The following is a 24,237-nucleotide window of genomic DNA, read 5'->3' as shown; positions in this document are numbered from 1 at the left end:
CACCTAGGCCCGGTCGGCCGCACGGCTGCGAGATGAGGGCACCCAGCCTGCTACTGCGGGAATGGGTCTCACCTCCTCGGTTGCCACGGCGCCGCCGGCACTGCACGGGGCAGGGGCGGAGCGCTGCTCGGGCGGGCAACACTACCCGAAGGTGACGAGAGCAACACACGTTTCGCAGGCGCGCGGATTCGCAGGTTGGTGGCGTTGATCGCGACGGTTTCGAAGGAAGGGAAGTCCCCTCGCCCCGGAAAGCAACAAACCGGACATTCGCCCCGTGCCCCTCGTGGCTCAAAACGCGAAGCGATCTCCGTTGGACGCCCGTAAGCTCACGGGCATGCAGGTGATCCAGTCCACGAAGCTCGCAAACGTCTGTTACGAAATCCGGGGCCCGGTCCTCGAGGAGGCGATGCGGCTCGAGGCAGCAGGTCATCGCATCCTCAAGCTCAACACCGGCAACCCGGCCGCCTTCGGGTTCGAGTGCCCGCCCGAGATCCTCGAGGACATCCTCCGCAACCTCAGCGGCGCCCACGGCTACGGCGACGCGAAGGGGCTGCTGTCCGCCCGGCGGGCGGTGATGCAGCACTACCAGACGAAGGGGGTCGACCTCGACGTCGAGGACATCTACCTGGGCAACGGCGTCTCCGAGCTGATCCAGATGTCGATGCAGGCGTTGCTCGACGACGGCGACGAGGTGCTGGTGCCGGCTCCGGACTATCCGCTGTGGACGGCGTCCGTGTCGCTGTCCGGCGGGACCGCCGTGCACTACCGGTGCGACGAGCAGTCCGACTGGATGCCGGACCTGGCGGACATCGAGCGCAAGATCACCGACCGCACCAAGGCGATCGTGATCATCAACCCGAACAACCCGACCGGTGCCGTCTACGACGACGAGATGCTGCGCAGCCTCACCGAGATCGCCCGGCGCCACAATCTGGTCGTCTGCTCGGACGAGATCTACGACAAGATCCTTTACGACGGCGCCACACACACCCCCACCGCCGCGATCGCCCCGGACCTGATGGTCCTCACCTTCAACGGGCTGTCCAAGAACTACCGGGTGGCCGGCTACCGGTCCGGCTGGATGGCGGTCTGCGGTCCCAAGGCGCACGCCTCCTCGTACATCGAGGGCCTGACGATCCTGGCCAACATGCGGCTGTGCGCCAACATGCCCTCGCAGCACGCGGTCGCCACGGCGCTGGGCGGCCGGCAGTCGATCGAGGACCTGGTGCTGCCCGGCGGGCGGATCCTCGAGCAGCGGGACGTCGCGTATGACCTGCTGACGCAGATTCCCGGCGTGACCTGCGTGAAGCCGAAGGGCGCGCTGTATCTGTTCCCGCGGCTCGACCCCAAGGTCCACAAGGTCAAGGACGACCGGCAGATGGTGCTGGACCTGCTGCGGGCCGAGAAGATCATGGTTGTGCACGGCACGGGGTTCAACTGGCCTGAGCCCGATCACTTCCGGATCGTGACGCTGCCGGCGGCGCAGGATCTGGCGGATGCCGTGACGCGGATCGGCACGTTCCTGGACGGGTACGGGCAGCCGTAGCAACGGTTTCCGACCGGACTCAACTTTAGACTCGTTCCAATGTAGGATGGTCTCCTGACTGTGAGCAGGAGGCCATCCCCATGTACGAGCCGATCCGCGCCAAGTCGGTCCACTCGATGGCCGACGAGGCGCAGTACCCCCACCGCACCCGCGAGGAGGAGCTGGACATCCAGCTCGCCGGGCACCTCTCCGCCCTGCTGGCAGTGACGGACGAGCTCGGTCTCGACTCGGCCGCGGAAGCCGTCGCCGCTCAGATCTCGAGGCTGCGCGGCGCCCCGCCGGCCCGCCACGCGGGCCTCAGCGGCGCCGACCCCGCCGATCTGCACCAGCGGGCCCTCGCCCTCGCGGGCCGGGCCCTCGTCGTCGCCGCCTCGCGCGCCGACACCGCCGTCGCGATCCTCTCCGCCGAGCGGATGGACGCCCACACCGCCGCCCTCAAGAACCAGCACCTGGTCGGCGCCCCCTGACGGCCCCGGTCCACGGGCCGGGGAGGCGCGTGGACCGGGGCCAACCAAACAGGACGACATCCGCTCATCTCGGATGCGCCCTGTGTCTCAGCGGCCGGCGGCGCTCACCAGTTCCTTGACGGCCAGCTTGCGTCGGGCGAACTCCAGATTGCCGGTCACGCGCTCGCGCTGTTCGGCAGGCAACTGGCCTCTGTCGAGGAGGCGTTCGCAGCAGATCCGCGACTCCTCGTACTCCCCCACCCAGTAGGCGGCGATGGCGAGTTCGTCGAGTGCGCGCCAGCGATACCAGTCGGCCTCGACGAACAGGACGTCGGTCGGGAACGGGATCCGCGCCGCCTGCTTCGCGAACATGTAGGCCAGCGGCCAGCGTTGGCCGTTGACACGGCAGTAACGCGCGAGTCCGCCGAGAGCCTCGGCGCGTGAGGGCCTGCTTTCGTGCGCCCGGAGGTACCGGTCCATCACCTCGGCGGCCGGCCGCTCGATGCTCGCGGCGATCCGGGCGCCGTTCAGGTGGGCACAGAAGACCTCCTGGTCCCAACCGCCCATGGCCGCCCTCCGGTCGTAGGCGGCGATCGACTTCTCCGGCTCTCCGGCGTCGCGCCAGCTCTGGCCGAGGTAGAAGACGTAGCGGGCGTTGTCCGGCTCGTCGATCAAGCCCTGCGTGAGGATCTCGGCGTCACGGAGGTACTTCGCACGCTGGCCTTCCTTCAGGCGTGCGCCGCCACTCAGGGTGAGAATGTTGGCCCCCCTGAGCGTCCCCCGCTTGTACGGCTTTCCGCAGTCGATGTACTCGTGCAGCACGCCGACATAGCGCCAGGGCAGCCGGGTGGAGACAAGCGCGGGGCGCCAGTGGATCATGGACCCGTGGTGCAGCGCGACGCTGTAGGCGTCATGAGTCAGCTTCGGCATACGAAAGCCGGGCCGCACCTCCATCAGGTCGTCGGCGTCGATGAACAGCAAGTAGTCCGCCTTGTCACGGGCGAGTTCGATCGCCTCGCTCCGGCTCTTGTCGAACCCCTTCCAGGGCCGTTCGTACAAGGCGCCCGGCAGATCACCGAAGACGTCGCGAATGACGTCCTGCGTACCGTCCGTCGAGCCGGTGTCCACGATGACCCAGGTGTCGATCAGGGGACGGACGGACTCGAGGCAGCGCCGGATCACCGGGGCCTCGTCCTTGACGATCATGTTGAGGCAGACCGTTGATTTCACAGGTCCCATCCAACGTGGTGAAGTAAATGGTCGGGCAGCTATGACGCTGCCGGCAGAGGCGTTTCGGCCCGCGGATTTCGTTTTGCGGAGCTGCACCCAGAGGGATCCGGACTGTTGCCCGGAGCCACTGAATCGTTCTCGACCGGACGGACAGGAGTCCTCACGGCACAGTCATAGCCCCGCCGCGGGCGCCCCGGGGTCAGCCACACGGAACGCGCCATTAATTCACCACCGGAAACATTGGCGGTTCACCCGCTTCGGGCCACGCATGCTGGTCCATTGTGTTGATCGTCTGCGTGGCTCTGAACTGAATTGCTCTCACCACCGAATGATGCCCGGGGAAGCGGAGGAGCTTCCCGATCATCAGCGGTTCGAAACGAGCAATTCGCATGAGTCCTGAGAACAGGACCTCTTTCGGCCCTCTCCCCCGGCGGGGCAGGTGGCTCGCCGGCGGTGCGACGGCATCGGTGGCGCTCGTGGTACTGGGCTTCTCCGGCACGGCGGTGGCGATCGGCGCGCAGCAGCAGGTGGGCCCGGCGTACGAGTCGGCTGAGGGTGACGAGTGCAAGGACAACGGGCCCGACATGGAGCTTTCCGGCTCCATGGGTCCGGTGGGTGACGACTTCGACCCCAAGGACAAGGGCAAGTGCGACGGGGCCACGGGTGACACGGGGCCCACGGGTGACACGGGCCCGACCGGCGACACCGGACCGACCGGCACGCTCGCCATCACTCAGGCGACCGGGGACACGGTCTCCGCGGGGCCGGGCGCCTCGGCAGTCAGCACCGCCACCTGCCCGGAGGGCCAGGTGGCGGTCTCCGGCGGCTACGTTTTGAGCTTCGGGGCGATCCCGGGTGTCTCCGGGCAGACGTCGACCAACGCCCCGGGCGACAGCTGGCAGGTCACCGTGGACAACCCGTACTCCACCGACAACGAGGGCGGGTTTGCCATCGCGTACTGCGCCCCCGGATCTGTAGCCGGATTGGCGGCGGACATCACCACCCAGGCAAGGCCCACATCGCGTTCCTGAACCTGTTGGCCGGCTCGAGGGCGGCTCTGCTCGGCCGGCCGGAGTCCAGGTCCTGACCGCACTGGGAGCCTGAACGAGTTCGGCCCCCGAAGCCTGAGGGGGCTTCGGGGGCCGATCACACGTGGCGGGTCGTTCGTGACCCCCACTGGTCAGGGCGGATGTCGGGGCGCCCCGCCACGTGGCTTCAGGGGCCGGGCTCAGGTCAGCCCAGGCGGGAGACCAGCGCGCGGTACTCGTCCCACAGCTCCTTGGGCGTGTGGTCGCCGAAGGTGTTGAGGTGCTCGGGGACCAGGGCGGCCTCCTCGCGCCAGACCTCGGCGTCGACCTTGAGCAGGAAGTCGAGGTCCGCCTCCGGCAGGTCGAGCCCCTCGGTGTCGAGCGAGTCGCGCGTCGGCAGGATGCCGATGGGGGTCTCGACACCCTCGGCCTTGCCCTCGAGGCGCTCCACGATCCACTTCAGGACTCGGCTGTTCTCGCCGAAGCCGGGCCACACGAACTTGCCCGCGCCGTTCTTGCGGAACCAGTTCACGTAGTAGATCTTCGGCAGCTTGGCCTGGTCGGCGTCTGCGCCGACCTTGATCCAGTGCGCCATGTAGTCGCCCATGTTGTAGCCGCAGAACGGCAGCATGGCGAACGGGTCGCGGCGCAGCTCGCCGACCTTGCCCTCGGCGGCGGCGGTCTTCTCCGAGGCGACGTTCGCGCCCAGGAAGACACCGTGGTTCCAGTCGAAGGACTCGGTCACGAGCGGGACCGCGGAAGCACGGCGGCCGCCGAAGAGGATCGCGGAGATCGGGACGCCCTTCGGGTCCTCCCACTCGGGGGCCGCGATCGGGCACTGCGAGGCGGGGACGGTGAAGCGGGCGTTGGGGTGGGCGGCCGGCGTCCCGGACTCGGGCGTCCAGTCGTTGCCCTTCCAGTCCGTGAGGTGGGCCGGGGCCTCCTCGGTCATGCCCTCCCACCAGACGTCGTTGTCGTCGGTGAGTGCGACGTTGGTGAAGACCGCGTTGCCCCAGAGGGTCTTCATGGCGTTGGCGTTGGTGTGCTCGCCGGTGCCGGGCGCGACGCCGAAGAAGCCGGCCTCGGGGTTGATGGCGTAGAGGCGGCCGTCCTCACCGAAGCGCATCCAGGCGATGTCGTCGCCGATCGTCTCGACTGTCCAGCCGGAGATCGTGGGCTCCAGCATGGCGAGGTTGGTCTTGCCGCAGGCGGACGGGAAGGCGGCGGCGACGTACTTGGCCTCGCCCTGCGGCGGGGTCAGCTTGAGGATCAGCATGTGCTCGGCGAGCCAGCCCTCGTCGCGGGCCATGACGGACGCGATGCGCAGGGCGTAGCACTTCTTGCCGAGCAGGGCGTTGCCGCCGTAGCCGGAGCCGAAGGACCAGATCTCACGGGTCTCGGGGAAGTGCGAGATGTACTTGGTGGAGTTGCACGGCCACGGGACGTCGGCCTCGCCCTCCGCGAGAGGCGCGCCCAGCGTGTGGACGGCCTTGACGAAGAAGCCGTCGGTGCCGAGCTCGTCGAGGACGGGCTGCCCCATACGGGTCATGGTGCGCATGGAGACGGCGACGTAGGCGGAGTCGGTGATCTCGACGCCGATCGCGGAGAGGTCCGAACCGAGCGGGCCCATGCAGAACGGGACGACGTACATCGTCCGGCCCTTCATGGAGCCGCGGAAGATGCCCTTCTCGCCGGCGAAGATCTCCTTCATCTCGGCCGGGGCCTTCCAGTGGTTCGTCGGGCCGGCGTCCTCCTCCTTCTCGGAGCAGATGAAGGTGCGGTCCTCCACACGGGCGACATCGGTGGGGTCCGAAGCGGCGTAGTACGAGTTCGGGCGCTTGATCGGGTCGAGCTTCTTGAACGTGCCCTTCGCGACCAGTTCCTCAGCCAGTCGCTCGTACTCAGCCTCGGAACCGTCGCACCAGACGATGCTGTCCGGCTGCGTGATTGCCGCGATCTCGTCGACCCAGGAGATCAGTTCCTGGTGATGGGTGGGGACGCTGGGAGCCGCGATGTCGCGCGCCACGATCGCTCCTAAATGAGGGGTTTATAGGTTTGTGCCCCGTGGGGGCCGCGACCCGGATGCTTCGTACCTACTTTTGGCTGGCGCTCATCCGGTGCCGACCGCACTCATCTGATCATCGATGCCGAATGCCCATATGTCCAGAGGCCCTCTCACGTGAGCATCGCCACTGTGGCTGTTACCTACGGTTGCGTAGGTAACATGCGGCCATGACTTCAGCCGTGCCCGAAGTGACCGAGATCGATCCGCCACCGGTGAAGCCGAGGCTGCGCGGCTGGCTGCACGCAGGCATGTTTCCCGCCGTCCTGGTCGCCGGAATCGTCCTCACGGCCCTGGCGGACTCGACACGCGCCCAGATCGCCTGCGGCATCTACGTACTGACCGCATGCCTGCTCTTCGGAGTGAGCGCCCTCTACCACCGTGGCAACTGGGGGCCGCGGGCCACGGCCGTGCTGCGCCGGCTGGACCACGCGAACATCTTCCTGATCATCGCGGGCACCTACACCCCGCTCACTCTGCTCCTGCTCCCCGACTCCACCGGACGCGTGCTGCTCTGGGCGGTCTGGGCGGCCGCGGTGGCCGGTATCGCGTTCCGGGTCTTCTGGGTCGGCGCGCCGCGCTGGCTGTACACCCCGTGCTACATAGCGATGGGCTGGGCGGCGGTCTTCTTCCTGCCCGACTTCATGCGCGAGGGCGGCGTCGCGGTCCTGGTCCTGGTGATCGTCGGCGGCCTGCTCTACAGCGCGGGCGGGGTGATCTACGGGCTGAAGCGGCCCAACCCGTCACCGCGCTGGTTCGGCTTCCACGAGGTGTTCCACTCGCTGACGCTGGCGGCGTTCATCGTCCACTACGTGGGCATCTCGCTGGTGGCGTACCGGCACGCGTGAACGGCCGCCGTCGCCGACCCGGCGACGGCGGCCGGGCCTGATCGGGGCCTGATCGGGGCAGCGGCCGATGCCCGACAATGACGTGCATGGCCGCCTTCGCACATCTCCCGCTCGAACAGCAGCAGCCCCCGCCGGGCCTGCGGGAGCGCAAGAAGATCAAGACCCGTATGGCCATCCGCGCGGCCGCGTACCGGTTGATCGCCGAGCAGGGGTACGAAGCGACCACCGTCGAGCAGATCGCGGCGGCGGCCGAGGTCTCCCCCTCCACCGTCTTCCGCTACTTCCCCGCCAAGGAAGACATCGTCCTCACCGACGAGTACGGCCCCGTCCTGGTGTCGTCGCTGCGGGCGCGGCCCGTGGACGAACCGCCGCTCGAGTCACTGCGGCTCATCCTGACCGACGTCGTCGCCGCGGCCCTCGACAACGAGCCCGAGGAGATGCGGCAGCGGGCCCGTCTCCTGCTCGAGGTCCCGGCCGTGCGCGCCCGCATGACCGAGACCATGGCCGAGACCTCACAGCTCCTCGCCCGCCCCATCGCCGACCGTGCCGGCCGGGAGCCGGACGACCTGGAGGTACGGGTCTTCTCCGCCGCGGTCATGGGCGCGCTGCGGGAGACGCTGTTCCACTGGGCGAAGCGCGGCCTGACGGACGATCCGGTCGCGCTCGTGGACCGCACGCTGGACGTGCTCAAGGGCGGCCTGCGGCTGTAGCGCAAGCGAGTCGCCGCAGGGCCTCGGCCGTGAGTGATCTGGTGTCATCGTCTCCGACGATCCCTCGGGGGTGGGGCCGGCCTCGTTCCCGACCCCGCCGCGGCACAGCCGGAGGTGTCCTCCGACGGCACGACCCCGTCAGGCGCTCACCGCCTGCGGACGTCCCCCTTCCCGCACGCCACACCGTCGCGGTTCGCATCGAGGCGCAGCGGGTCGTCGCCGCCGTTGACCTTCAGGCGGCCGTAGTCGTGGGACGCCAGCCATTCGCAGCGGGCCGCCGTCGTGGGCCTGACCTTCTTCGGGAAGACCGTGGGCACGCACACACCCGCACTGCCGTAGTGCCGGTCACAGCCCGCGATCTGCGGATCCACCGGCACCGACGTCCGCTTCTTCTGCTTGTTCTTCGGCGCCTTCGCCGGCGCGTCGGCGAACTCGTGGACATGTGCCGAGGGCGCGTCGGCGGCCATGGCCTGCGGCCCGCCCAGGTGCACCCACTCGGCCACCGACGGCACACCGTTCGCGTCGACCGCGAAGAGCATGTACCAGCCGGGCGGCGCCAGGTTCGGGTTGCTGGTGACGTTGAGGTCGATGTTGTTGCCGTCGACCGTCATCGGCAGGTCCACGAAGCGCTGGTTCGGGTCGGACGAGTGCGTGACCGCCGCCGGGCGGATCAGCTCCGCCTTGGCGACGGGCCGGTCGACCGTGATCCGCTGGGTGTCCCCGTACGTCCACTCGCCGTCGATCACCGAGGTGATCTGCGGCCGTGCCCCCTTCAGCAGGTAAGGCGGCGTGTAGATCGACACGTTGTGGTTGTACGTGCCGTTGCCCGGGTTGTCGCCGACCGACATCACCCTGCCGTCGGGCAGCAGGAACGACGACGAGTGGTAGCCGCGCGGGACCGGGTCGGTCGCGAGCCCCGGCTCGTAGGTGTCGGTCGCCGGGTCGAAGAAGGACGCCTCGTAGACCGGGTCGGCACGGTCGTGCAGCGCGCCGCCGGTCTCGAAGACCTTGCCGTCCGGCAGCAGGACGGCGGAGACGTACATCTTGCCCTCCGCGCCCGTCTGCGGGCGGCGGCCCTGTCCCTGGTCGACCTCGCCCTGGGGGAGCAACGGGCCGTGCACATAGGCAGGGTCGGGCTCCTTGAGGTCGATGATGTCGGTGAAGCGGTTGGCGACGGGATTCGTCTCGTTGTTGCCGCCGCCGATCGTCAGCACCCGCTGGTCCTGCGCGGGCGGCAGCAGCACGCTCGCCGACTCGTCGCGCTCGTCCTTGGCCTGGAGGCCGGGGACGTCCGTGATGGTGTTGGCGTCGTAGTCGTAGATCGACGCGCCGGTTCCGGGGGTGCCGTTGCCGAAGGTGTGGCTGCCGGAGTAGAAGAGGCGGCCGTCCTGCATCAGGATCATCGACGGGTACAGGCCCCAGTACGACCAGGTCTGGTTGACCTCGTTCATCGGCAGCCACTTGTTCTGCGCGGCGGAGAACTTCTCGGCGGTCACATTGCCGGTCGAGTCCTCCTTCAGCCCGCCGAAGGAGATGACGTCACCGTTGCCGAGGATCGTCGCCGACGGGTACCAGTGGCCCCCGTTCATGTCGTTCGTGCGGGTGTAGGTCTCGGTCGCCGGGTCGAAGACGAACGAGTCCTTCAGGCCCTGGTAGCCGATCGAGCCGTCCGCGGACGGATAGCCCTTGTTGCCGGACATGATCAGGATCTTGCCGTCCTGGAGCTGCACATGGCCCGCGCAGAACATGTCGACCGGCGTCGGGATCGTGCGGAAGGTGCCGCTCGCCGGGTCGTACACCGCGGAGGTGAACGTGCCCGCCTCGAACAGCGCCGAGTCGTTGCCGGAGCCCGCGATGACCAGCACCTTGCCGTTGTGCATCACGACCGAGTGCATGGAGCGCACCGGGTTCTGCACCGGCAGGACGTCCCAGCGGCCCTTCAGGCACTCCTCGGACGTGCCCGTGCACTGCGGTTCGGGCGCGGGGACGGACACCTCCTCCATCACGTAGTCGTCGGTGGTGACCGAGCCGGTGCCGTACACGGACACGCCCCACGCGATCCGGTCGGTGCCGGGCGGCACCGCGGGGGTGCGCACCTCGGCGCGCTGGTAGCCGGCGCTCATCTCGAGGGTCTTGAGGTCCGTCCAGTACTGCCAGCCCGCCGTGCTGTCGTGGCGGAAGAGCGTGACGGACGTGTCGGGGGTGGTGGACTTGTACCAGAGGGAGAGGTCGTACTGCCGGCCCTGCGTCACCTGCGGCGCGCAGGCCATGGTTTCGGTGATCAGTGCCTTGCGGTCGCCGTCGACACGGCGGGTCAGCGAGACCTTCATCGCCTTGGAGCCGGAGTGGGCGTCGGCGACGGTCTCGAACGTGTAGTCGTTGTCGCCCCAGCCGGACTTCGACCAGCAGGCCGGCATGTCGCCGCTGCCCGCCGTCTCGAAGCCGGGGTTGGAGATCAGGTTCGGCGGCCCCGCCTGGGCCGCCTGGGGCGCGGACATCAGCAGAGCCGTGGTCATGGCGCCGACGGCGAGCAGCGCGGTTCTGCGTCTGCGGCGGCGGGCGGCCGGGGACGGTGGTGACATGGCGGTTCCCTTCGTGCGGCTCTCTACCAGGGCTTGCGGGTGGTGGCGTTCGAGCGGGGCCGGCGGTCGTGAGGGTCAGGGGCTGACGCGCACATCGGCCTGCGGCGCCACCCGGGAGGAGGTCTCCTTCCGGCGCGGCAGATAGACCAGCGCCTCCGTGGCGGCGAACCGCACGACGAACGTGGTCAGCAGCGCCAGCGCCGTCGCCGGCAGCACCGCCATGTCCAGCCACGACACGAACAGTGCGATCAGCGGGATGCGCAGCAGCAGATCGGCGTTGGCGAGCAGCGCGAACCGGCCCACCCGGTCCGCCCAGTGCCGGTGATGCCGGCGGTCGCGGAACAGCAGCACCTCGATGAGGAGGAAGTTCCAGACCACGCCGAACTGGTTGGCCACGATCTCGGCCGGCAGGTAGTGCATGCCCGCACCGGTCAGCAGGTGCAGTCCGAGCAGGTTCGGTACGAAGCCCGTCAGTCCGATCAGCCCGAAGGCGATCATCCGGGCGATCGGCGACGCGGTACGCAGCCCGGTGAGATGCCCGAGGAAGCGCATGCCCTCCTTCGCCGTCGACTTCGACTCCCCCGCGAAACGGTCCTGGAAGACGAACGGCACCTCCGCGACGGTCTCCGGCCGGCAGCGCACCGCCAGCTCCAGCAGGATCTTGTAGCCGAGGGGCTTGAGCACGTCCGCGGTCACCACGCTGCGCCGGATCGCGAAGAAGCCGCTCATCGGGTCGCTGATCCCCCGCAGCCGTCGGGGGAACAGGCCCTTGGTCAGCCAGGTCGCGCCGCGCGACACGGCAATGCGGTAGCCGCCCGCGAGCCCTTCCCGGCTGCCGCCGCGGATGTAGCGGCTGGCGACGACGAGGTCCGCGCCCGCCTGCTCCCCCGCCGCGACCAACTCCGGTACGAGAGAAGGGGGGTGCTGCAGATCGGCGTCCATGACGACGATCCAGTCGGAGCCCGCCTTCCGCATGCCTTCGACGACCGCGCCGCCCAGTCCTCCGGTCGGGGTGTCCCGGTGCAGCACGTCGACCGGAAAGGGGCAGTCCTGGGCGGCGCTGCGGATCACCTCCGGCGTGTCGTCGGTGGAGTCGTCGACGAACAGGACCTCGCAGGGCAGCCGGGACGGCACGGACTCGGTGAGCCGGCGCAGCAGTTCGCGGATGTTTCCGGACTCGTTGAAGGTCGGGACGACGATGGTGACGGCGCCGGGCTCGGGCACCTGGGTAGCACTCAGCTCCGGATCGCCGAGTTCCTCGGCGCCCGTACGGGGGGTGGTCACAGCTCGCCTCCAGCGATCCTACGGATCTCGATGCGGTCCTCGCCCTCGCCGAACACGGCGACCGGCGTCGAATGCTCCAGAGCGGACTTGACGTTGGGCAGGTCCACGGCGTCGCGCCGTACGGTCGGGGAGGAGACGACGTAGTCGATGTCGCGCCAGCCGCGGGGCATCGTCTTCGTCACTGCGGGGTCGAGATCCGCCTTGTAGAACCAGATCGCCCCGGTGCCGGGTTCGAAACCGTCGTGCACGAGATCCAGCCAGAGGGCGTCGTCGACGAGGACGCGGGTGCGGGCGGGGTCGTCGACCTCGTTCTGCATCCAGGCCGCGGCGGCGCGGTAGGGGGCGTTGGCGTCGACCGTGAGGGCGGCGCGGTTGCCGTCGTACCAGCGGGGCGCGATGTAGGCGGTGGCCGCGAGGGCGAGGAGGGCGGCGAGGCCCATGCGGGCCCTGCCCGCCAGGCGGTTGCGCCCCCGGGCGGGCGGGTCCGGCACGTGAACGTCTCCCGTCGGGGGCTCCGCCCCCGAACTCCCGCGCCTCAAGCGCCGGCGGGGCTGAGGTGGCCCGTCCGCACGGTCGGGCCTGCGTGACCCGGTCGGCAAGGCGCGGCCAGGCAGCCGCCTCAGTACCGCGTGGGCCACGCTCGCCGCGGCCGCCGCCAGGACCAGCGCCAGGAAGGGCAGGGCCTGGATGACGTACATCGCGGGCAGGTAGCCCGACGGGCGCATCGCGACGACCGCGAGGATCGCCACGACGAGCGCGGGGCCCGCGAGCGCCCGTGCCGTGACCGACCAGCGCAGGGTGAGCAGCAGCAGGGCCGCCCCCGCGAGGCCGCCGAGCGGCAGGACATGGTCGTAGTAGAGCCACGACCGGAACACTCCGTGCGAGCCGGAGCCGGTGTCGAAGATGGAGCCGGATCCCACGCGGCTCATCTGGTAGGTGATGCCGTCGATCAGCGACACATGGCCCTCGCCCGGGAACAGCTCGTTGTTCAGCAGGGCGAAGAGCGGGTACGACAGACCGATCAGCGCGCAGGCCGTGATCGCGCCCGTCACCGCGAACTTGCGGGTGTCCCGGTGACTGTGCCGCCACATGGTCACCAGCAGCGCCGGCAGCACCACCAGCATCGTCTCCTTGGTGAGCACGGAGACGGCGGCGGTGAGCCCGGCGGCGAAGTGGTGCCACAGATGCCGTTTGGGCGACGCCGCCAGGCAGAAGGCCAGCAGCATCCACATCACGGCGATGTTGTCGAGGAAGATCTCGCGCTGCAGGACCACGGAGAGCGGCGAGAGGCCGAACAGGGCCATCGCCAGCCCTGCCGCCCACCGCGGCAGGAACAGCCGGCGCGCCAGGACGTACAGCAGCACCGCGCACGCCGCGCTGACGGCGAGCATGGCGAAGCGCATCGAGGCGACGCTCATCGTCTCGGGCGCGATCAGCGACGGTATCCAGGTCAGGAACGCGATCTGGATCCAGCCGAGGGGCGGATGGTCGTACCAGTACGTGTAGTGGGCGAGGCCCTCGCCCTGCTGCACTGCCCACGCCTGGGCGAGATACGTGCCCTCGTCGTCGCTGAGCGTCGGGAAGTGGGTGATGTTCCAGCCCTGGACGAGCAGGATCACGCAGAGCAGTACGCCGCACAGCAGCAGGTCGGGCCGCGAGCCGCGGAACCGTACGACCCTGCGTATGTATACGGGCGTGATGTCGGCGGCAGTCGCCGACGTCCGGGCGGCCGGGGCCGGCTCGGTGGCTTCGGGGGCCGGAGGCAGGGTCGTCGTCACCGTCGGGCGTCCTCTCTCGTCTCGCTCGCATTGGTGAGGTGCGCGCCGACATGGCTCGTCAGCTCCCACTCGTTACGGCCGCGCTGCTCCCGCCAGACCGCGCGCACGGCGGCGCCGGCCAGCAGTACCTGGTAGAAGGGCCCGCCGAGGATGAGCTTGAGGTAGTGGACGGCCCGGACCCGCATGCCGTACTGCTTGCCGAAGTCGTGCAATCCGACGATCTCGAAGACGAAGGTGACCATGGCCGTGATCAGCGGCAGGAAGGTCACGATGGCGATTCCGACGGGTACGTCGAGGAAGAGCGCGATCGCGACGTTCAGTGGGATGATCACGCCGGAGTAGGCCTGCAGGAAAGGCGTCATCAGGGTGTAGCGGGCCAGCATCCGCTGCCCCCGTCCCGGCAGCTGCTTCCAGTCCTTCTTGCGGTAGACCTGGAGGAAGCCCTGGTTCCAGCGGGTGCGCTGTTTGAGCAGGCTCATCAGGGTGCCGGGGGTCTCCTCCCGGGTGACCATGTCGCTGTCGTACGCGACGACGACCTTCTTGCCCGCGGACGACAGCCGCACGCCGAGGTCGCAGTCCTCGGCGAGGCAGTTCGGGTCCCAGCCGTCGGCCTCGCGCAGCACCGTGGTCCGTACGAAGACGGTGTTGCCGCCGAGCGGGATGAAGCCCTTCTGCGCGTGCAGGTGGAGCCTGCTGCGGAACCAGAAGAAGTACTCGAGGCAGTTCCGCAGGCTGTACCAGCTGGAGTGGAAGTTGATCAGCTGCACCCCGCCCTGGACCACGTCGGCGCCGGTGGAGGTGAAGGCGTGGTCGACGTGGGCCAGGAGCTCGGGGTGGACCTGGTCCTCCGCGTCGAAGACGCCGACGATGTCGCCGCGGCAGTGCGGGAGCGCGGTGTTGAGCGCCTTGGGTTTGTTCTTGACCTCATGGGTGTCGGTGATGACCCGCACCCGGACCGGGTCCTGCCGGGCGGCCCGTTCGGCGACCGCGGCCGTCTCGGGATCGTCGTGTCCGACGATCACGATGATCTCGAAGTTGGAGTGGCTGGATTCCAGCAGCCGCTCGATGGTGTGTTCCAGCACAGCCTGCTCGTGGCGGGCCGGCAGCAGCAGTGAGAACGACAGTCCTACGCCGCCGTGCGGGCGGTCGAATCGTGTCGCCGCGAGAGTTTCCGGCGTACGCCAGGCATGCATCTGCCACCACAGCGTGAAAGCCGCCATCCAGAAAAGCGCCACCGAAATGGCAGCAACGAACACCGATATGAGCACAAGCCCCCCTAGGCCCCTCGTGCCGCGGCAAGGACCCCCCTGGCCGCCGACACGCTTCCCCCACGCGCGCACTCCCCAGTACGCGCGTCGACTTTCGTCCGTTCAGGACAATAGAGGCGGAGGGTTGCGTTCCGGTGCTCGTCCGTTAAATTCTGTCGTTCTCTCTCAGTTGGTGAGTTTTCGGACAAGTTCTGATGCGCTTGTGGTCGGTGAATCGCACACGAATCCGCGGCAGACATAGGCCGCCGAACTGCCGTTCACCAAGGGACGGTCCCGCAGCAACGGAAACTCGTCACTGCCCGGTTCGCCCACGGCGACGGCGAGCCCCGGCGCCGTGGCCAGCAGCGCCGTACGGTGCAACTCCCGTACCGACGGGTCGCCCTGAGGGCCGACGACCGCCACCTCGCGCGGACCGTCCAGCAGCGCCTCCGCCGCCGCGAGCCCCCAGCCGATGAACCGGGGGGCACGCGGCCCCAGAGCCTTCACCACACCCAACGCGCCTTCCGCAGCGGCACGGTGGGCCTCCGACCCGGTGTGCGCCGCGTACAGAAGAAGCGCTGCGGCAGCCGCCGACCAGCCCGAGGGCGCGGCGTTGTCCGTGGGGTCCTGGGGGCGCCGGATCAGCTGCTCCGCGTCGTGCGCCGTGTCGTACAGCGCCCCGCCCTCGGCGGTGAACTGGTCGATGACGATGTCCAGCAGGAAGCCGGCGAACTCCAGCCAGGCGCCCTCCCCGACGACCGCCGCGAGGGCGAGGAAACCCTCCGCCACATCGGCGTAGTCCTCGAGCACACCCGCGTTGGCGCCGACCCTGCCGTCCTTGGACGTACGCGCCAGACGGACCCCGCCCGCGGAGAAGTCCATGTGCACCCGCACCAGCAGATCCGCGGCCTCGGTGGCCCGCTCGACCAGGTCCGGGCGGTCGAAGTACGCGCCGGTCTCGGCGAGCGCGGCGATGGCGAGCCCGTTCCAGGCCGCCACCACCTTGTCGTCCCGGCCCGGACGCGGCCGCTCCTCCCGGGCCGCGAGCAGCCGCGCCCGCAGCCCCTCGTCCGGCTCGCCCGCCGGGAGCCGCAGCACCGACGCGCCCTCCTCGAAGGTGCCCTCCTCCGTCACCCCGTACAGCTCGGCCGCCCGCGCCCCGTCCTCGTCGCCGAGCACCTCGCGCAGCTGCGCCGGCGTCCACACGTAGAACGCGCCCTCGGCGTGACCGCCGTCCGCCGTGTCGCTGTCCGCGTCCAGCGCGGAAGCGAATCCGCCCTCGGCGGTGCGCATTTCACGCACCAGGAAGTCCGCGGTCTCCAGCGCGACCCGCCGCGCCAGATCGCTGCCGGTGGCCCGCCACAGGTGGGCGTAGACGCGGCACAGCAGGGCGTTGTCATAGAGCATTTTCTCGAAGTGCGGCACGACCCACTCGCGGTCCACCGAATAGCGGGCGAACCCGCCGCCGAGCTGGTCGTAGATCCCGCCGCGCGCCATCGCCTCGCAGGTCTCCGCCGCCATCTGCAGCGCACCCTCCGCTCCCGTGCGGGCATGGTGCCGCAGCAGGAACTCGAGGACCATCGACGGCGGGAACTTCGGCGCACCGCCGAACCCACCGTGCCGCTCGTCGTAGTCCCGGGTCAGCCCGAGCAGCGCGCCCGCGAGCTCCTCCTCACCCGGCACGCCCTGCCCGCCGTGCGCGAGGGAGCGCGACGCCAGATCACGGGTGATCTTCTGCGCGACCTCGGCCACCTCCTCCGGCCGCCCGGTCCATGCCTCGCCGACACCCTCCAGCACCTGCCGGAAGGACGGCATCCCGTGCCGGGGCGCGGGCGGGAAATACGTACCGAAGTAGAACGGCTCCCCCTCGGCGGTCATCCACACGGACATCGGCCAGCCGCCCTGCCCGGTCGCCGCCTGCACGGCCTCCATGTACACGGCGTCCACGTCGGGCCGCTCCTCGCGGTCGACCTTGATGTTGACGAAGTGCTCGTTCATGTACGCGGCGGTGTCCGCGTCCTCGAAGCTCTCGTGCGCGAGCACATGACACCAGTGGCAGCTGCTGTACCCCACGCTCAGGAACACCGGCACATTGCGCCGCCTCGCCTCCTCGAAGGCGGCAGGCTCCCACTGCCACCAGTCGACGGGGTTCTCGGCGTGCTGGAGGAGGTACGGGGACGTGGCCTGCGCAAGTCGGTTCGCCATACCCCCATCCTCGCGCACCGCCCGCGCCGAGGCCCGGGGGCAGGTCCGGCGCGGCCGAGCCGCGTCAGTCGTCGCGGCCCTGCCAGGTGGTCACGCAGCTCCGTTGCCCTCCGGATCGGCGAGCACGCGGAGCGCCGGGGCGCGCACCGCGGACACGAGCCGGCCGCCCGCCGCCGGGCTCCGTGCGCGGTCCGAGCCCGTGCAGGGCCGCGGAGATCCGACGTGCCAGTGCGCTGTCCTGGCCGGTCACGGCCGCCGCGGCGGCGGACTGGAGGGGGTGAGCACGGCCAGCCGGGGCCGGATGTCCGCGACGAGATGCCCATCCGCGTGGTCCCCGCACGCGGCGACGGCAACGGCGTACCGGTGTCGTCTATGGCGTCCACGCCCTTCATGCCGGCCGGTCAGCGCTTGCCGGTACGCCCGACGAACGCCGCCCAGGCGTCCCGCCCGAGGGTCAGCGCGGGCAGAGCGGTGTCCTTGGAGTCACGGACGTGGACGGTGAGAGGGGTGGTGGCGACCTCGACGCAGTCGGAACCGGGTTCACCGCTGCTGTAGCTGCTCTTGAACCAGACCAGGCCTGTCGTCATGACGGTCACGTCTCCCTCAGAACCTTCTCGATGAAAGCCAGCGACTCATGCGGGGTGAGCGCCTGAGCTCGGATGCTTCCATACTGCATCTCCAGGAACTGCACCTCCCTGGCCTGAGAGAAGAGACGGGTCACGTGCAGCACTTCGGTGTACCCGAGCGCAGCGCCGTCGCGCAGCTTGAAGATGCGGAATCCGCCGGTGAGACCGGCATGGTCCTCGCGGTCGGTAGGCATGACCTGAATCTCGACATTCCGGTACTGACCCACCTCCAGCAGCCGTGTGAGCTGCGCCCGTTGCACATCTCGGCCGCCGAGCGGGCGCCGGAGTGCGACCTCGTCCATCACGAAGCTGAAAACCGGCAACGTCTGCGTCGGGTCCACGATCTCCTGTCGGGCCATGCGCGCGGCCACTTCGCGTTCGATCACCTCCTCCGACAGCAGCGGCCGTCGCGCCCTGAACAGAGCACGTGTGTAGGCCTCGATCTGGATCAGCCCGTGCACCACGGAATCGGTGTAGGCGCCCAGCTCCACGGCCTGCGCCTCCAGCTTGGCCAGATCCCGCACCTTCTTCGGGTAGCGGGCCTCCGCCACGTCCTGTTTCATCGCCGAGAGGATGCCGCCGCGTCCAGCGCCTCGTCGGCCTTGTCGAGGAACTCCGGTTTCGGGACGCGACGGCCTCGTTCCACGGACGAGACCTGCTCCTCGCCGTACCCGATGGCCGCGCCCAACTCGCCCTGCCGCAGCCCGGCCCGCTCCCGCCATGCCTTGATCTGGCGGCCGACGGCCTTCAGGACGGCGGCGGACTCGTCGTCGGCGCCATCAGTGGTCATGTCCTCCATGGGCACGGCCTTTCGCAGCTCGGCAGTCGGCTGTCGGACGGCCCGGACAACGGCCGTCCCGCCCCCGGACAGAAGCGGGCCGTACCGGCGGCGGCCCTGTTCAGCCTCTGCACGGGCGGCCACGCTGAGTGACGTGAATCAGGAAATCACCCGAACCGGCGCCTCCGCGCAAGCCCTTGCCGCCGCACCCGCACTCGTACCCGCACCCGTCCGGCAGTTCACCGTGCTGCTCTCCGCGACGCGCCGGGGCGCCCGGCTCGCCCGGCGGCTGACGGTCGCTCATCTCGCGGACTGGGGGCTGCCGTACGGGGAAGCCGCTCAGATCGTCGGCGAGCTCGCCGCCAACGCCGTCACCCACGGACTCGTACCGGGGCGGGATTTCCGGCTGGGACTGTCGCTGGGGCCGAACGGCGCCCTGCGGATCGAGGTGACCGACGCGTGCGGCGAGCGGCTGCCCGAGCCCGCCTCGCCGGGCGGGGACGCGGTGTCGGGGCGCGGGCTGCTGCTCGTGTCGGCGCTCGCGGACCGATGGGGTGTCGTCCAGGGGCCCGCCCCGTGCAAGACGGTATGGGCGGAGATGGCCCGACTCGCCCCGGTTGAACCGGAACAGGGGTGCCGCGACGCGGTGGAGCGCGTCGCGGTGGCCTGCGAGGTAAAGGAGTAAGAACCGGGAGAGAACCCTCCCCACCCACCCCCTGCCCCCTGCGTCACCCGCGCGGGTGATGTGGGCCAACGAGGCTGGCGCATATGCCGGTTCGCGGTGCACGCTCAGCACACAACCTCACAAACGCAACGGCCCCCAATCGGGACTCGCAATCCCGATCGAGGGCCTCACCACCCAGGAAGTCGACACCTTCCCTATGGCTGATCCGCAGCTTAACGCGCTGCCGCGCGCCCTGTCCCTCGTTCCCACCTCCGGTGTGCAGCACATCAACATCCGCCACCCGGAGCGCTTCACCGTGATCGGGAACCACCTCGCCCAGCACGAGAACCTCTCCCTCACGGCCATCGGGCTGTCCACGCACGTCCAGTCCCTCAAGGCCGGGACGGTCATCTCGATCCGGGCCATCGCCCAGCGCTTCCCGGAGAGCGAGAAGCGCGTCGCCGACGCCTTCAACGAGCTGGAGGCGGCCGGGTACATCGCCCGCATCCGCGTACGGCTGCCCTCCGGCGAGCTGGTGACCGTCACCGTCTCGTACAACAACCCGCCCGCGATGCGGGACCGCGACCCCGGCGCCACCGCGCCCGCCCGCCCGGAGCAGGCCCCGGAACCACCGCCCCCGGCGGCGGCGCCGCAGCCGGTAGCCGCGAGCATCCCGGCCCCCGTCGCGCCGGCCCCGCAGCCCGCCGCCCCGCGCGCACCGCAGCCTGCGCCCGCATCGCCGAACGGCGAGCAGCCGGTGAGCCCGGCGGCTCACCGCCTGCTCGCGGGGTTGCGCGCCACCGACCCCAGGCTGTTGCTCTCCGGCCCGGACATCCGGCGACTCGCGCCCGGCGTGGACCGCTGGCTGGAGCGCGGCGTCGACCCGCAGGCGGTCCACCGCACCCTCACCGCAGCCCTGCCGGGCGGCCCGATCGTCCGCCCCGCCGGCCTGCTCGCCCACCGCCTCACGGCCCTCCTGCCCCCGCCGCTCCCTCCTGCCCCGCAGCCGCCCCGCCCCGATCCGCTCCAGAACTGCGACGACTGCGACCGCGCCTTCCGCGCCCCGGTGCCGGGGCGCTGCCCCGCCTGCGAGGCCACCTCCCGGACGACCGGCGCGGCAGCATGAGACCGCCGCCCGCCCCGCACCGGTCTGCCCGCGTGCGCCACCTGCGTACCGGGATCACGGGACTACCCTGAGCGTGGTACGGCCTCATCCCGTCGAGCTGGTACAGGGAGGTCCTTCCATGGGCGCGGAGATGGCCCCTCCCGAGTGGATGCATGAGCAGGTGACCGCCGAGCAGTACGACTCCTGGGGCGACGAGCAGTGCTCGGGCATCGAGATCGTGGACGGGATGGTCGTCGTGAGCCCCAGCGCGTCGAAGCGACGCAACCGGCTGGCGCGCATCCTCGCGAACGCACTCGACGCGGCGGCCGGCCCGGAATGGAACGCCGACACCGACTTCGACGTCCGCCTCCGGGACGTGCCTCTGTCGAACCGCAGGCCCGACGTGACCGTCTACCGGGCCGACGCACTCGACATCACGCCCACCAGGCCCGAACACGTACTGCTGGTCGTCGAAGTCGTGTCGCCCGGTTCGGAGACCACGGACCGTGTCGTCAAGGTCGACCAGTACGCACGAGCCGGGATCCCGTTCTACTGGCGCGTCGAACAGGCGGCGACGGGCATCCCGCTCGTCTACACCTACGTCCTGGACCCGGCGACCCGCGTTTACCGGGACGGAGACGTGTTCACCGGCGTGGTGAAGGCCGTGGCGCCGTTCACCGTCGAGATCGACCTCGGCGCGCTCTGAGCCGACGGCCGCTCCATCTCCGTCCCCACCGGAACCCCTCGCACTTCCTCCCCGGGGCGACGACACTTGACGGCGGGACAGATGGGTAGCCACACGGAAACCGGGTCTTCCCGGGGGACGGGGGACATACATGCGGGACAGCCACCGGGCTGAAGCGGAACGGCTGTTGGGACGGGCCGTGGAGGAAGAGGCACGGCGCAGCGGCGGACGGACCGACGGCCAATTGCTGCTGTCCCGGGCCCGCGCGGAGCTCGACTCCATGGCGGCGAGCGCGAGCGAGGAGTACGCCGCGTACGAGCAGGCGCTCGCGGAGGCGGAGGCGGGGCGGCTGGCGCTGTCCGAACGGTTCAGCCGGAAGAACCTCTCAACCCCGGTGCTGGTCACCGCCGTCGCCGCAGCCGCCGCCGTCGGCGCGGACGTCGCACTCGGGACGGCCGCGGGCACGGCGTTCGGCGCCGGTGCCGTCGTCGCCGTGGCCGGGGCCGCGACCACCGTCGCCAAGGTGACCGCCTCGCACTGGCCGGCCGCGCACCGCAGGGCCGGAGCCCTGGGACAGCCGGGCGGTGCGGAGCAGCTGCGGCTGCAGTGGCTGACCGCCCTGGAGGTGCGGGGCATCCGCCCGTTCCTGGACCAGCAGCGGATGCTGGCCTCGTCCACGCGGACCACGACCGCGAAGAAGACCGCTGCGGTGCCGCAGCTCCGTGGGGCGGACCGGTCGGCGGCCGCGCGCCGCAGGTCCGTGCTGGAGCAGTCGTTCGGGCATCTGCCGCAGCCGGGGGGCCCGTTCGCGGGCCGGCGGGAGCAGATGGCGCAGATCACGCAGTGGGTGCACGCCGCACGCGCGTCGACGCGGACGCGTCCGGTGGTGGTGGTGCTCCATGGGGCGCCCGGTTCCGGGCGCACCACGCTCGCCGTGCGGGCGGCACAGCACCTCAAGGACCTGTTCCGCGGCGCCTGCGTGGTCGATCTGCGGGGCGAGAGCGAGCGGCCGCTGTCCACCCGTGACGCGCTGCTGCACCTGCTGAACCGGCTCGGCGCCCCGCGTGAGCAGCTGCTGTTCCGCGAGAGGTCGTCCGCCGAGCAGCAGGTCCGGCGGCTGGGCGAGCTGTACCACCAGTATCTGACCGGGCTGCCGGTGACCGTCGTGCTGGACGACGCGAGCGACCCGGCCCAGGTGCGCACGCTGATACCGGAGCGGTCGGACAGCCTGGTGCTGGTGACGTCCCGCGCGCCGCTCGACCTGCCCGACGACGTCCCGGCCCGGGTGCACCAGCTGCCGGTCGACGCTCTGGACGCGGCGGGCGCGGAGGAGCTCCTGCGGGCCGCGGCCGGGGAGCCCTCGCCGGGGCCGTACGACGCGCAGTCGGCCGACGAGGTACGGGAGTTGTGCGGCGGGCTGCCGCTGGCGCTGCGGCTGGCGGGCTCCTCGCTCACCGAGCGCTCCGCCGACAAGCTGGCGGCGGATCTCGCGACATATGCCGTGCGGCATCACTCCGTCGACGGGCCGGTCGATCCGGTCGAGCGGGCGCTGTGGCTGCGCTACACCGACCAGTCCGAGCAGGCCCAGCGGCTGCTGCGGCGGCTCGCGCTGGCGGGACGGGCGTCGCTCGGCCCGGCCGCCGCGGCGGCGCTGCTGGCCACCGACGACCAGGAGGCGAAGCGGCTGCTGGGGGCCCTCGCACAGGCGGGTCTGATCGACCATGTCCGCTCCGAGCGCTACCGGCTGCACGACGCGGTGCGCGCCTTCGCCCGGGCCCGGCTGCTGGACGAGGAGGCGGCCCCGGACCGCGCCGCCGCGCAGGAGCGGCTGATCCACAACTACGCCGAGCTGGCCGGCGCGGTGATCCGCATGGTCGACGGCAAGATGTCCACGCGGGCGGGCCAGTTCGGGGCGTACGGCTTCCCCTCGCTCGACGCGGCGCTGCGCTGGCTGGACGAGGAGTCCAGCTTCATCACGTCCGCTCTGCGGCACGCGGAGGGCGTCGACCAGCAGGCCGTGCTCGGGCTGCTGGGCGCACTGTGCGACTACTGCCTGCTGCGCGGCGACCTCTACCGCCTCGGTGAGATCAGCGAGCTCACGCAGGCCGTGGACCAGGGCCTGCTGGAGCGTTCGGTGCGCTGGCGCACCGGTATCGCGGCCCGGCAGCTCGGCGAACTGGACAAGGCGCGTACGACGCTCTCGTCGGTGGTGGGTCTGTACCGGGACGCGCACCAGGACGCGGGGGCGGCCCTCGCGCTGTGTTCGCTCGGAATCACGCTGCACCACCAGGGAAACCTCACGGAGGCCGCGGCCAAGCTGCACGAGGCGATCGAGCTGCAGGCCTCCGACGAGCAGGTGGAGGACCGCGCCTGGTCGCTGCACGCCCTCGCGGCCGTGGAGCGCGACCGGGCGAACCTCGCCGAGGCGGTGCGGCTGCTGGAGGCCGCGCTGGCGCTGCACCGCGAGGGCGAGTCGCTGCACGGCGAGGCGTGGACCCGGTTCCATCTGGGCCAGGTGTTCCTGCGGACGGGCGACGTACCGGCCGCCGAGTCCGCACTGCGGGAGGCCCTCGAGCTGTACGGCCGTACCCACGACGACCGCGGCGAGGCATGGGCGCTGACCCAGCTGGCGCGCGCCCGCCTCGTCGACGGCGACCCGGCACCCGCCGTGGAGGAGCTCCGCCGGGCGCTGGCGCGCCACCGGGAGAGCGAGGACGCCCGCGGCGAGGCGTGGACGCTGTACTACCTGGGCCAGGCCCTGGAGGAGGCCGGCGACCGCGACCAGGCCGTACGGGAGCTGGAGAGGGCGCGGACGATGTTCTCGCGGATGCGGGACGTGTACGGGCTGGCCTGCGCCCGCCACCACTCGGGCCGGGTCACTCGCGACCAGCTGGCGGCCCGCACGGGCAACCTGCGCAACTCCGGCTTCGCCCGCCAGCTCCTCGTCGACGCCCGTGCCGACTTCTCCCGTATCGGCCTCGCGCACGGCGAGGCGTGGACCTGTCTGGAGCTGGCGATGATCGACGCGGGCAACAACCGTGCGCCGCAGGCTCTGGAACTGTGCGGCGAGGCGGCGGCCCTGTTCGCCTCGTACGGCGACGAGCGCGGCGCCGACTGGGCCCGCTTCCTGCGCTGCACGCTCCTGCCGTACGCGTCGCCGGGCGGCATCGAGGTCGGCACGGTGGTAGCCCAGGAGGAGCTGACCCGGCTGATGGCCGCCACGCACCCGTCGCGCGACGCCAAGCTGGAGGACTGCGCCGAGGCCCTGGCGGTGATGCTGGAGCGCGGTGTGCGCCTCGAGGACGGCTGGCAGGCCTGGCACCTCGGCATGGTCCCGAACCGGCACGCGCGGGAGGTCATGGGCGTACCGGTGGAGGCGTCACGGTAGCGGCCGGGCAGCCCATGGGCCCGGA

Annotated in this window: 17 protein-coding genes and 1 pseudogene; 9 read left to right on the top strand and 9 right to left on the bottom strand. The window is 70.5% G+C overall.

The window, feature by feature from the left end:
* Window positions 1–334 precede the first annotated feature (334 nt).
* Window positions 335–1,546 carry a pyridoxal phosphate-dependent aminotransferase gene (locus ACIQ7Q_RS02335; RefSeq protein ID WP_403855389.1) on the top strand — a complete coding sequence of 404 codons (1,212 nt, stop codon included), beginning with the start codon at window positions 335–337 and terminating at the stop codon, window positions 1,544–1,546.
* Window positions 1,547–1,626: 80 nt separating this feature from the next.
* Window positions 1,627–2,013 (top strand): hypothetical protein, encoded by a 387-nt coding sequence (locus tag ACIQ7Q_RS02330; protein WP_403855387.1) that lies wholly within the window; start codon window positions 1,627–1,629, stop codon window positions 2,011–2,013.
* 87 nt (window positions 2,014–2,100) lie between these two features.
* Here the strand turns inward: ACIQ7Q_RS02330 and ACIQ7Q_RS02325 are convergent, their stop codons facing one another.
* Window positions 2,101–3,222, bottom strand: a complete 1,122-nt coding sequence (locus ACIQ7Q_RS02325) for a glycosyltransferase (protein ID WP_403855385.1) — start codon at window positions 3,220–3,222, stop codon at window positions 2,101–2,103.
* 389 nt (window positions 3,223–3,611) lie between these two features.
* Here ACIQ7Q_RS02325 and ACIQ7Q_RS02320 point away from each other — a divergent pair, with 389 nt between their 5' ends.
* Entirely contained in the window at window positions 3,612–4,253 is a 642-nt protein-coding gene (locus ACIQ7Q_RS02320) for a hypothetical protein (protein ID WP_403855383.1), read from the top strand.
* A gap of 202 nt (window positions 4,254–4,455) precedes the next feature.
* On the opposite strand, the gene ACIQ7Q_RS02315 is transcribed toward ACIQ7Q_RS02320, so the two are convergent.
* Window positions 4,456–6,276, bottom strand: a complete 1,821-nt coding sequence (locus tag ACIQ7Q_RS02315; RefSeq protein ID WP_403855381.1) for a phosphoenolpyruvate carboxykinase (GTP) — start codon at window positions 6,274–6,276, stop codon at window positions 4,456–4,458.
* A gap of 206 nt (window positions 6,277–6,482) precedes the next feature.
* On the opposite strand from ACIQ7Q_RS02315, the gene ACIQ7Q_RS02310 reads away from it, so the two are divergent.
* Window positions 6,483–7,160, top strand: coding sequence for a hemolysin III family protein (locus ACIQ7Q_RS02310; RefSeq protein WP_403855379.1), 678 nt, complete (start codon window positions 6,483–6,485; stop codon window positions 7,158–7,160).
* An 86-nt stretch (window positions 7,161–7,246) separates the two neighbouring features.
* Window positions 7,247–7,870 (top strand): TetR/AcrR family transcriptional regulator, encoded by a 624-nt coding sequence (locus tag ACIQ7Q_RS02305; protein ID WP_403855377.1) that lies wholly within the window; start codon window positions 7,247–7,249, stop codon window positions 7,868–7,870.
* A gap of 146 nt (window positions 7,871–8,016) precedes the next feature.
* On the opposite strand, the gene ACIQ7Q_RS02300 is transcribed toward ACIQ7Q_RS02305, so the two are convergent.
* The 7 genes and pseudogenes from ACIQ7Q_RS02300 to ACIQ7Q_RS02270 form a co-directional block, all read right to left on the bottom strand.
* Window positions 8,017–10,386, bottom strand: a complete 2,370-nt coding sequence (locus ACIQ7Q_RS02300; RefSeq protein ID WP_403856393.1) for a galactose oxidase-like domain-containing protein — start codon at window positions 10,384–10,386, stop codon at window positions 8,017–8,019.
* A gap of 141 nt (window positions 10,387–10,527) precedes the next feature.
* Window positions 10,528–11,736 (bottom strand): glycosyltransferase, encoded by a 1,209-nt coding sequence (locus ACIQ7Q_RS02295; protein ID WP_403855375.1) that lies wholly within the window; start codon window positions 11,734–11,736, stop codon window positions 10,528–10,530.
* Window positions 11,733–13,514, bottom strand: a complete 1,782-nt coding sequence (locus ACIQ7Q_RS02290; RefSeq protein ID WP_403855373.1) for an ArnT family glycosyltransferase — start codon at window positions 13,512–13,514, stop codon at window positions 11,733–11,735. The genes ACIQ7Q_RS02295 and ACIQ7Q_RS02290 overlap by 4 nt, the downstream gene beginning before the upstream one ends.
* Window positions 13,511–14,734 carry a glycosyltransferase gene (locus tag ACIQ7Q_RS02285; RefSeq protein ID WP_403855370.1) on the bottom strand — a complete coding sequence of 408 codons (1,224 nt, stop codon included), beginning with the start codon at window positions 14,732–14,734 and terminating at the stop codon, window positions 13,511–13,513. The genes ACIQ7Q_RS02290 and ACIQ7Q_RS02285 overlap by 4 nt, the downstream gene beginning before the upstream one ends.
* Window positions 14,735–14,947: 213 nt before the next feature.
* A complete protein-coding gene (locus ACIQ7Q_RS02280; RefSeq protein ID WP_403855368.1) occupies window positions 14,948–16,966 on the bottom strand; it encodes a thioredoxin domain-containing protein in 2,019 nt (672 codons plus the stop codon).
* Between the two features lie 401 nt (window positions 16,967–17,367).
* Entirely contained in the window at window positions 17,368–17,553 is a 186-nt protein-coding gene (locus ACIQ7Q_RS02275; protein WP_403855364.1) for a DUF397 domain-containing protein, read from the bottom strand.
* Between the two features lie 5 nt (window positions 17,554–17,558).
* Window positions 17,559–18,391 (bottom strand): annotated as a pseudogene (locus ACIQ7Q_RS02270) (helix-turn-helix domain-containing protein).
* 133 nt (window positions 18,392–18,524) lie between these two features.
* Between ACIQ7Q_RS02270 and ACIQ7Q_RS02265 the strand changes: the two are divergent.
* The 4 genes from ACIQ7Q_RS02265 (at window position 18,525) to ACIQ7Q_RS02250 (ending at window position 24,212) form a co-directional block, all read left to right on the top strand.
* A complete protein-coding gene (locus ACIQ7Q_RS02265; RefSeq protein ID WP_403855362.1) occupies window positions 18,525–19,055 on the top strand; it encodes an ATP-binding protein in 531 nt (176 codons plus the stop codon).
* Window positions 19,056–19,251: 196 nt separating this feature from the next.
* Window positions 19,252–20,160 carry a helix-turn-helix domain-containing protein gene (locus ACIQ7Q_RS02260; RefSeq protein WP_403855360.1) on the top strand — a complete coding sequence of 303 codons (909 nt, stop codon included), beginning with the start codon at window positions 19,252–19,254 and terminating at the stop codon, window positions 20,158–20,160.
* 118 nt (window positions 20,161–20,278) lie between these two features.
* Entirely contained in the window at window positions 20,279–20,845 is a 567-nt protein-coding gene (locus tag ACIQ7Q_RS02255) for a Uma2 family endonuclease (protein ID WP_403855358.1), read from the top strand.
* 130 nt (window positions 20,846–20,975) lie between these two features.
* A complete protein-coding gene (locus ACIQ7Q_RS02250) occupies window positions 20,976–24,212 on the top strand; it encodes a tetratricopeptide repeat protein (protein ID WP_403855356.1) in 3,237 nt (1,078 codons plus the stop codon).
* Window positions 24,213–24,237: the final 25 nt, after the last annotated feature.

The organism is Streptomyces sp. NPDC096176, from assembly GCF_044763255.1.
Lineage (GTDB): Bacteria > Actinomycetota > Actinomycetes > Streptomycetales > Streptomycetaceae > Streptomyces.
The sequence above is the reverse complement of the archived record's forward strand: the minus strand, read 5'-3'. Positions and strand labels throughout refer to the sequence as shown.

What these genes read in the sequence shown, in the direction of transcription:
- ACIQ7Q_RS02275 (WP_403855364.1), bottom strand. Translation starts at nt 17,553, where the DNA reads ATGACGACAGGCCTGGTCTGGTTCAAGAGCAGCTACAGCAGCGGTGAA.
- ACIQ7Q_RS02320 (WP_403855383.1), top strand. Translation starts at nt 3,612, where the DNA reads ATGAGTCCTGAGAACAGGACCTCTTTCGGCCCTCTCCCCCGGCGGGGC.
- ACIQ7Q_RS02300 (WP_403856393.1), bottom strand. Translation starts at nt 10,386, where the DNA reads ATGACCACGGCTCTGCTGATGTCCGCGCCCCAGGCGGCCCAGGCGGGG.
- ACIQ7Q_RS02305 (WP_403855377.1), top strand. Translation starts at nt 7,247, where the DNA reads ATGGCCGCCTTCGCACATCTCCCGCTCGAACAGCAGCAGCCCCCGCCG.
- ACIQ7Q_RS02250 (WP_403855356.1), top strand. Translation starts at nt 20,976, where the DNA reads ATGCGGGACAGCCACCGGGCTGAAGCGGAACGGCTGTTGGGACGGGCC.
- ACIQ7Q_RS02335 (WP_403855389.1), top strand. Translation starts at nt 335, where the DNA reads ATGCAGGTGATCCAGTCCACGAAGCTCGCAAACGTCTGTTACGAAATC.
- ACIQ7Q_RS02310 (WP_403855379.1), top strand. Translation starts at nt 6,483, where the DNA reads ATGACTTCAGCCGTGCCCGAAGTGACCGAGATCGATCCGCCACCGGTG.
- ACIQ7Q_RS02260 (WP_403855360.1), top strand. Translation starts at nt 19,252, where the DNA reads ATGGCTGATCCGCAGCTTAACGCGCTGCCGCGCGCCCTGTCCCTCGTT.
- ACIQ7Q_RS02255 (WP_403855358.1), top strand. Translation starts at nt 20,279, where the DNA reads ATGGGCGCGGAGATGGCCCCTCCCGAGTGGATGCATGAGCAGGTGACC.
- ACIQ7Q_RS02330 (WP_403855387.1), top strand. Translation starts at nt 1,627, where the DNA reads ATGTACGAGCCGATCCGCGCCAAGTCGGTCCACTCGATGGCCGACGAG.
- ACIQ7Q_RS02280 (WP_403855368.1), bottom strand. Translation starts at nt 16,966, where the DNA reads ATGGCGAACCGACTTGCGCAGGCCACGTCCCCGTACCTCCTCCAGCAC.
- ACIQ7Q_RS02285 (WP_403855370.1), bottom strand. Translation starts at nt 14,734, where the DNA reads ATGGCGGCTTTCACGCTGTGGTGGCAGATGCATGCCTGGCGTACGCCG.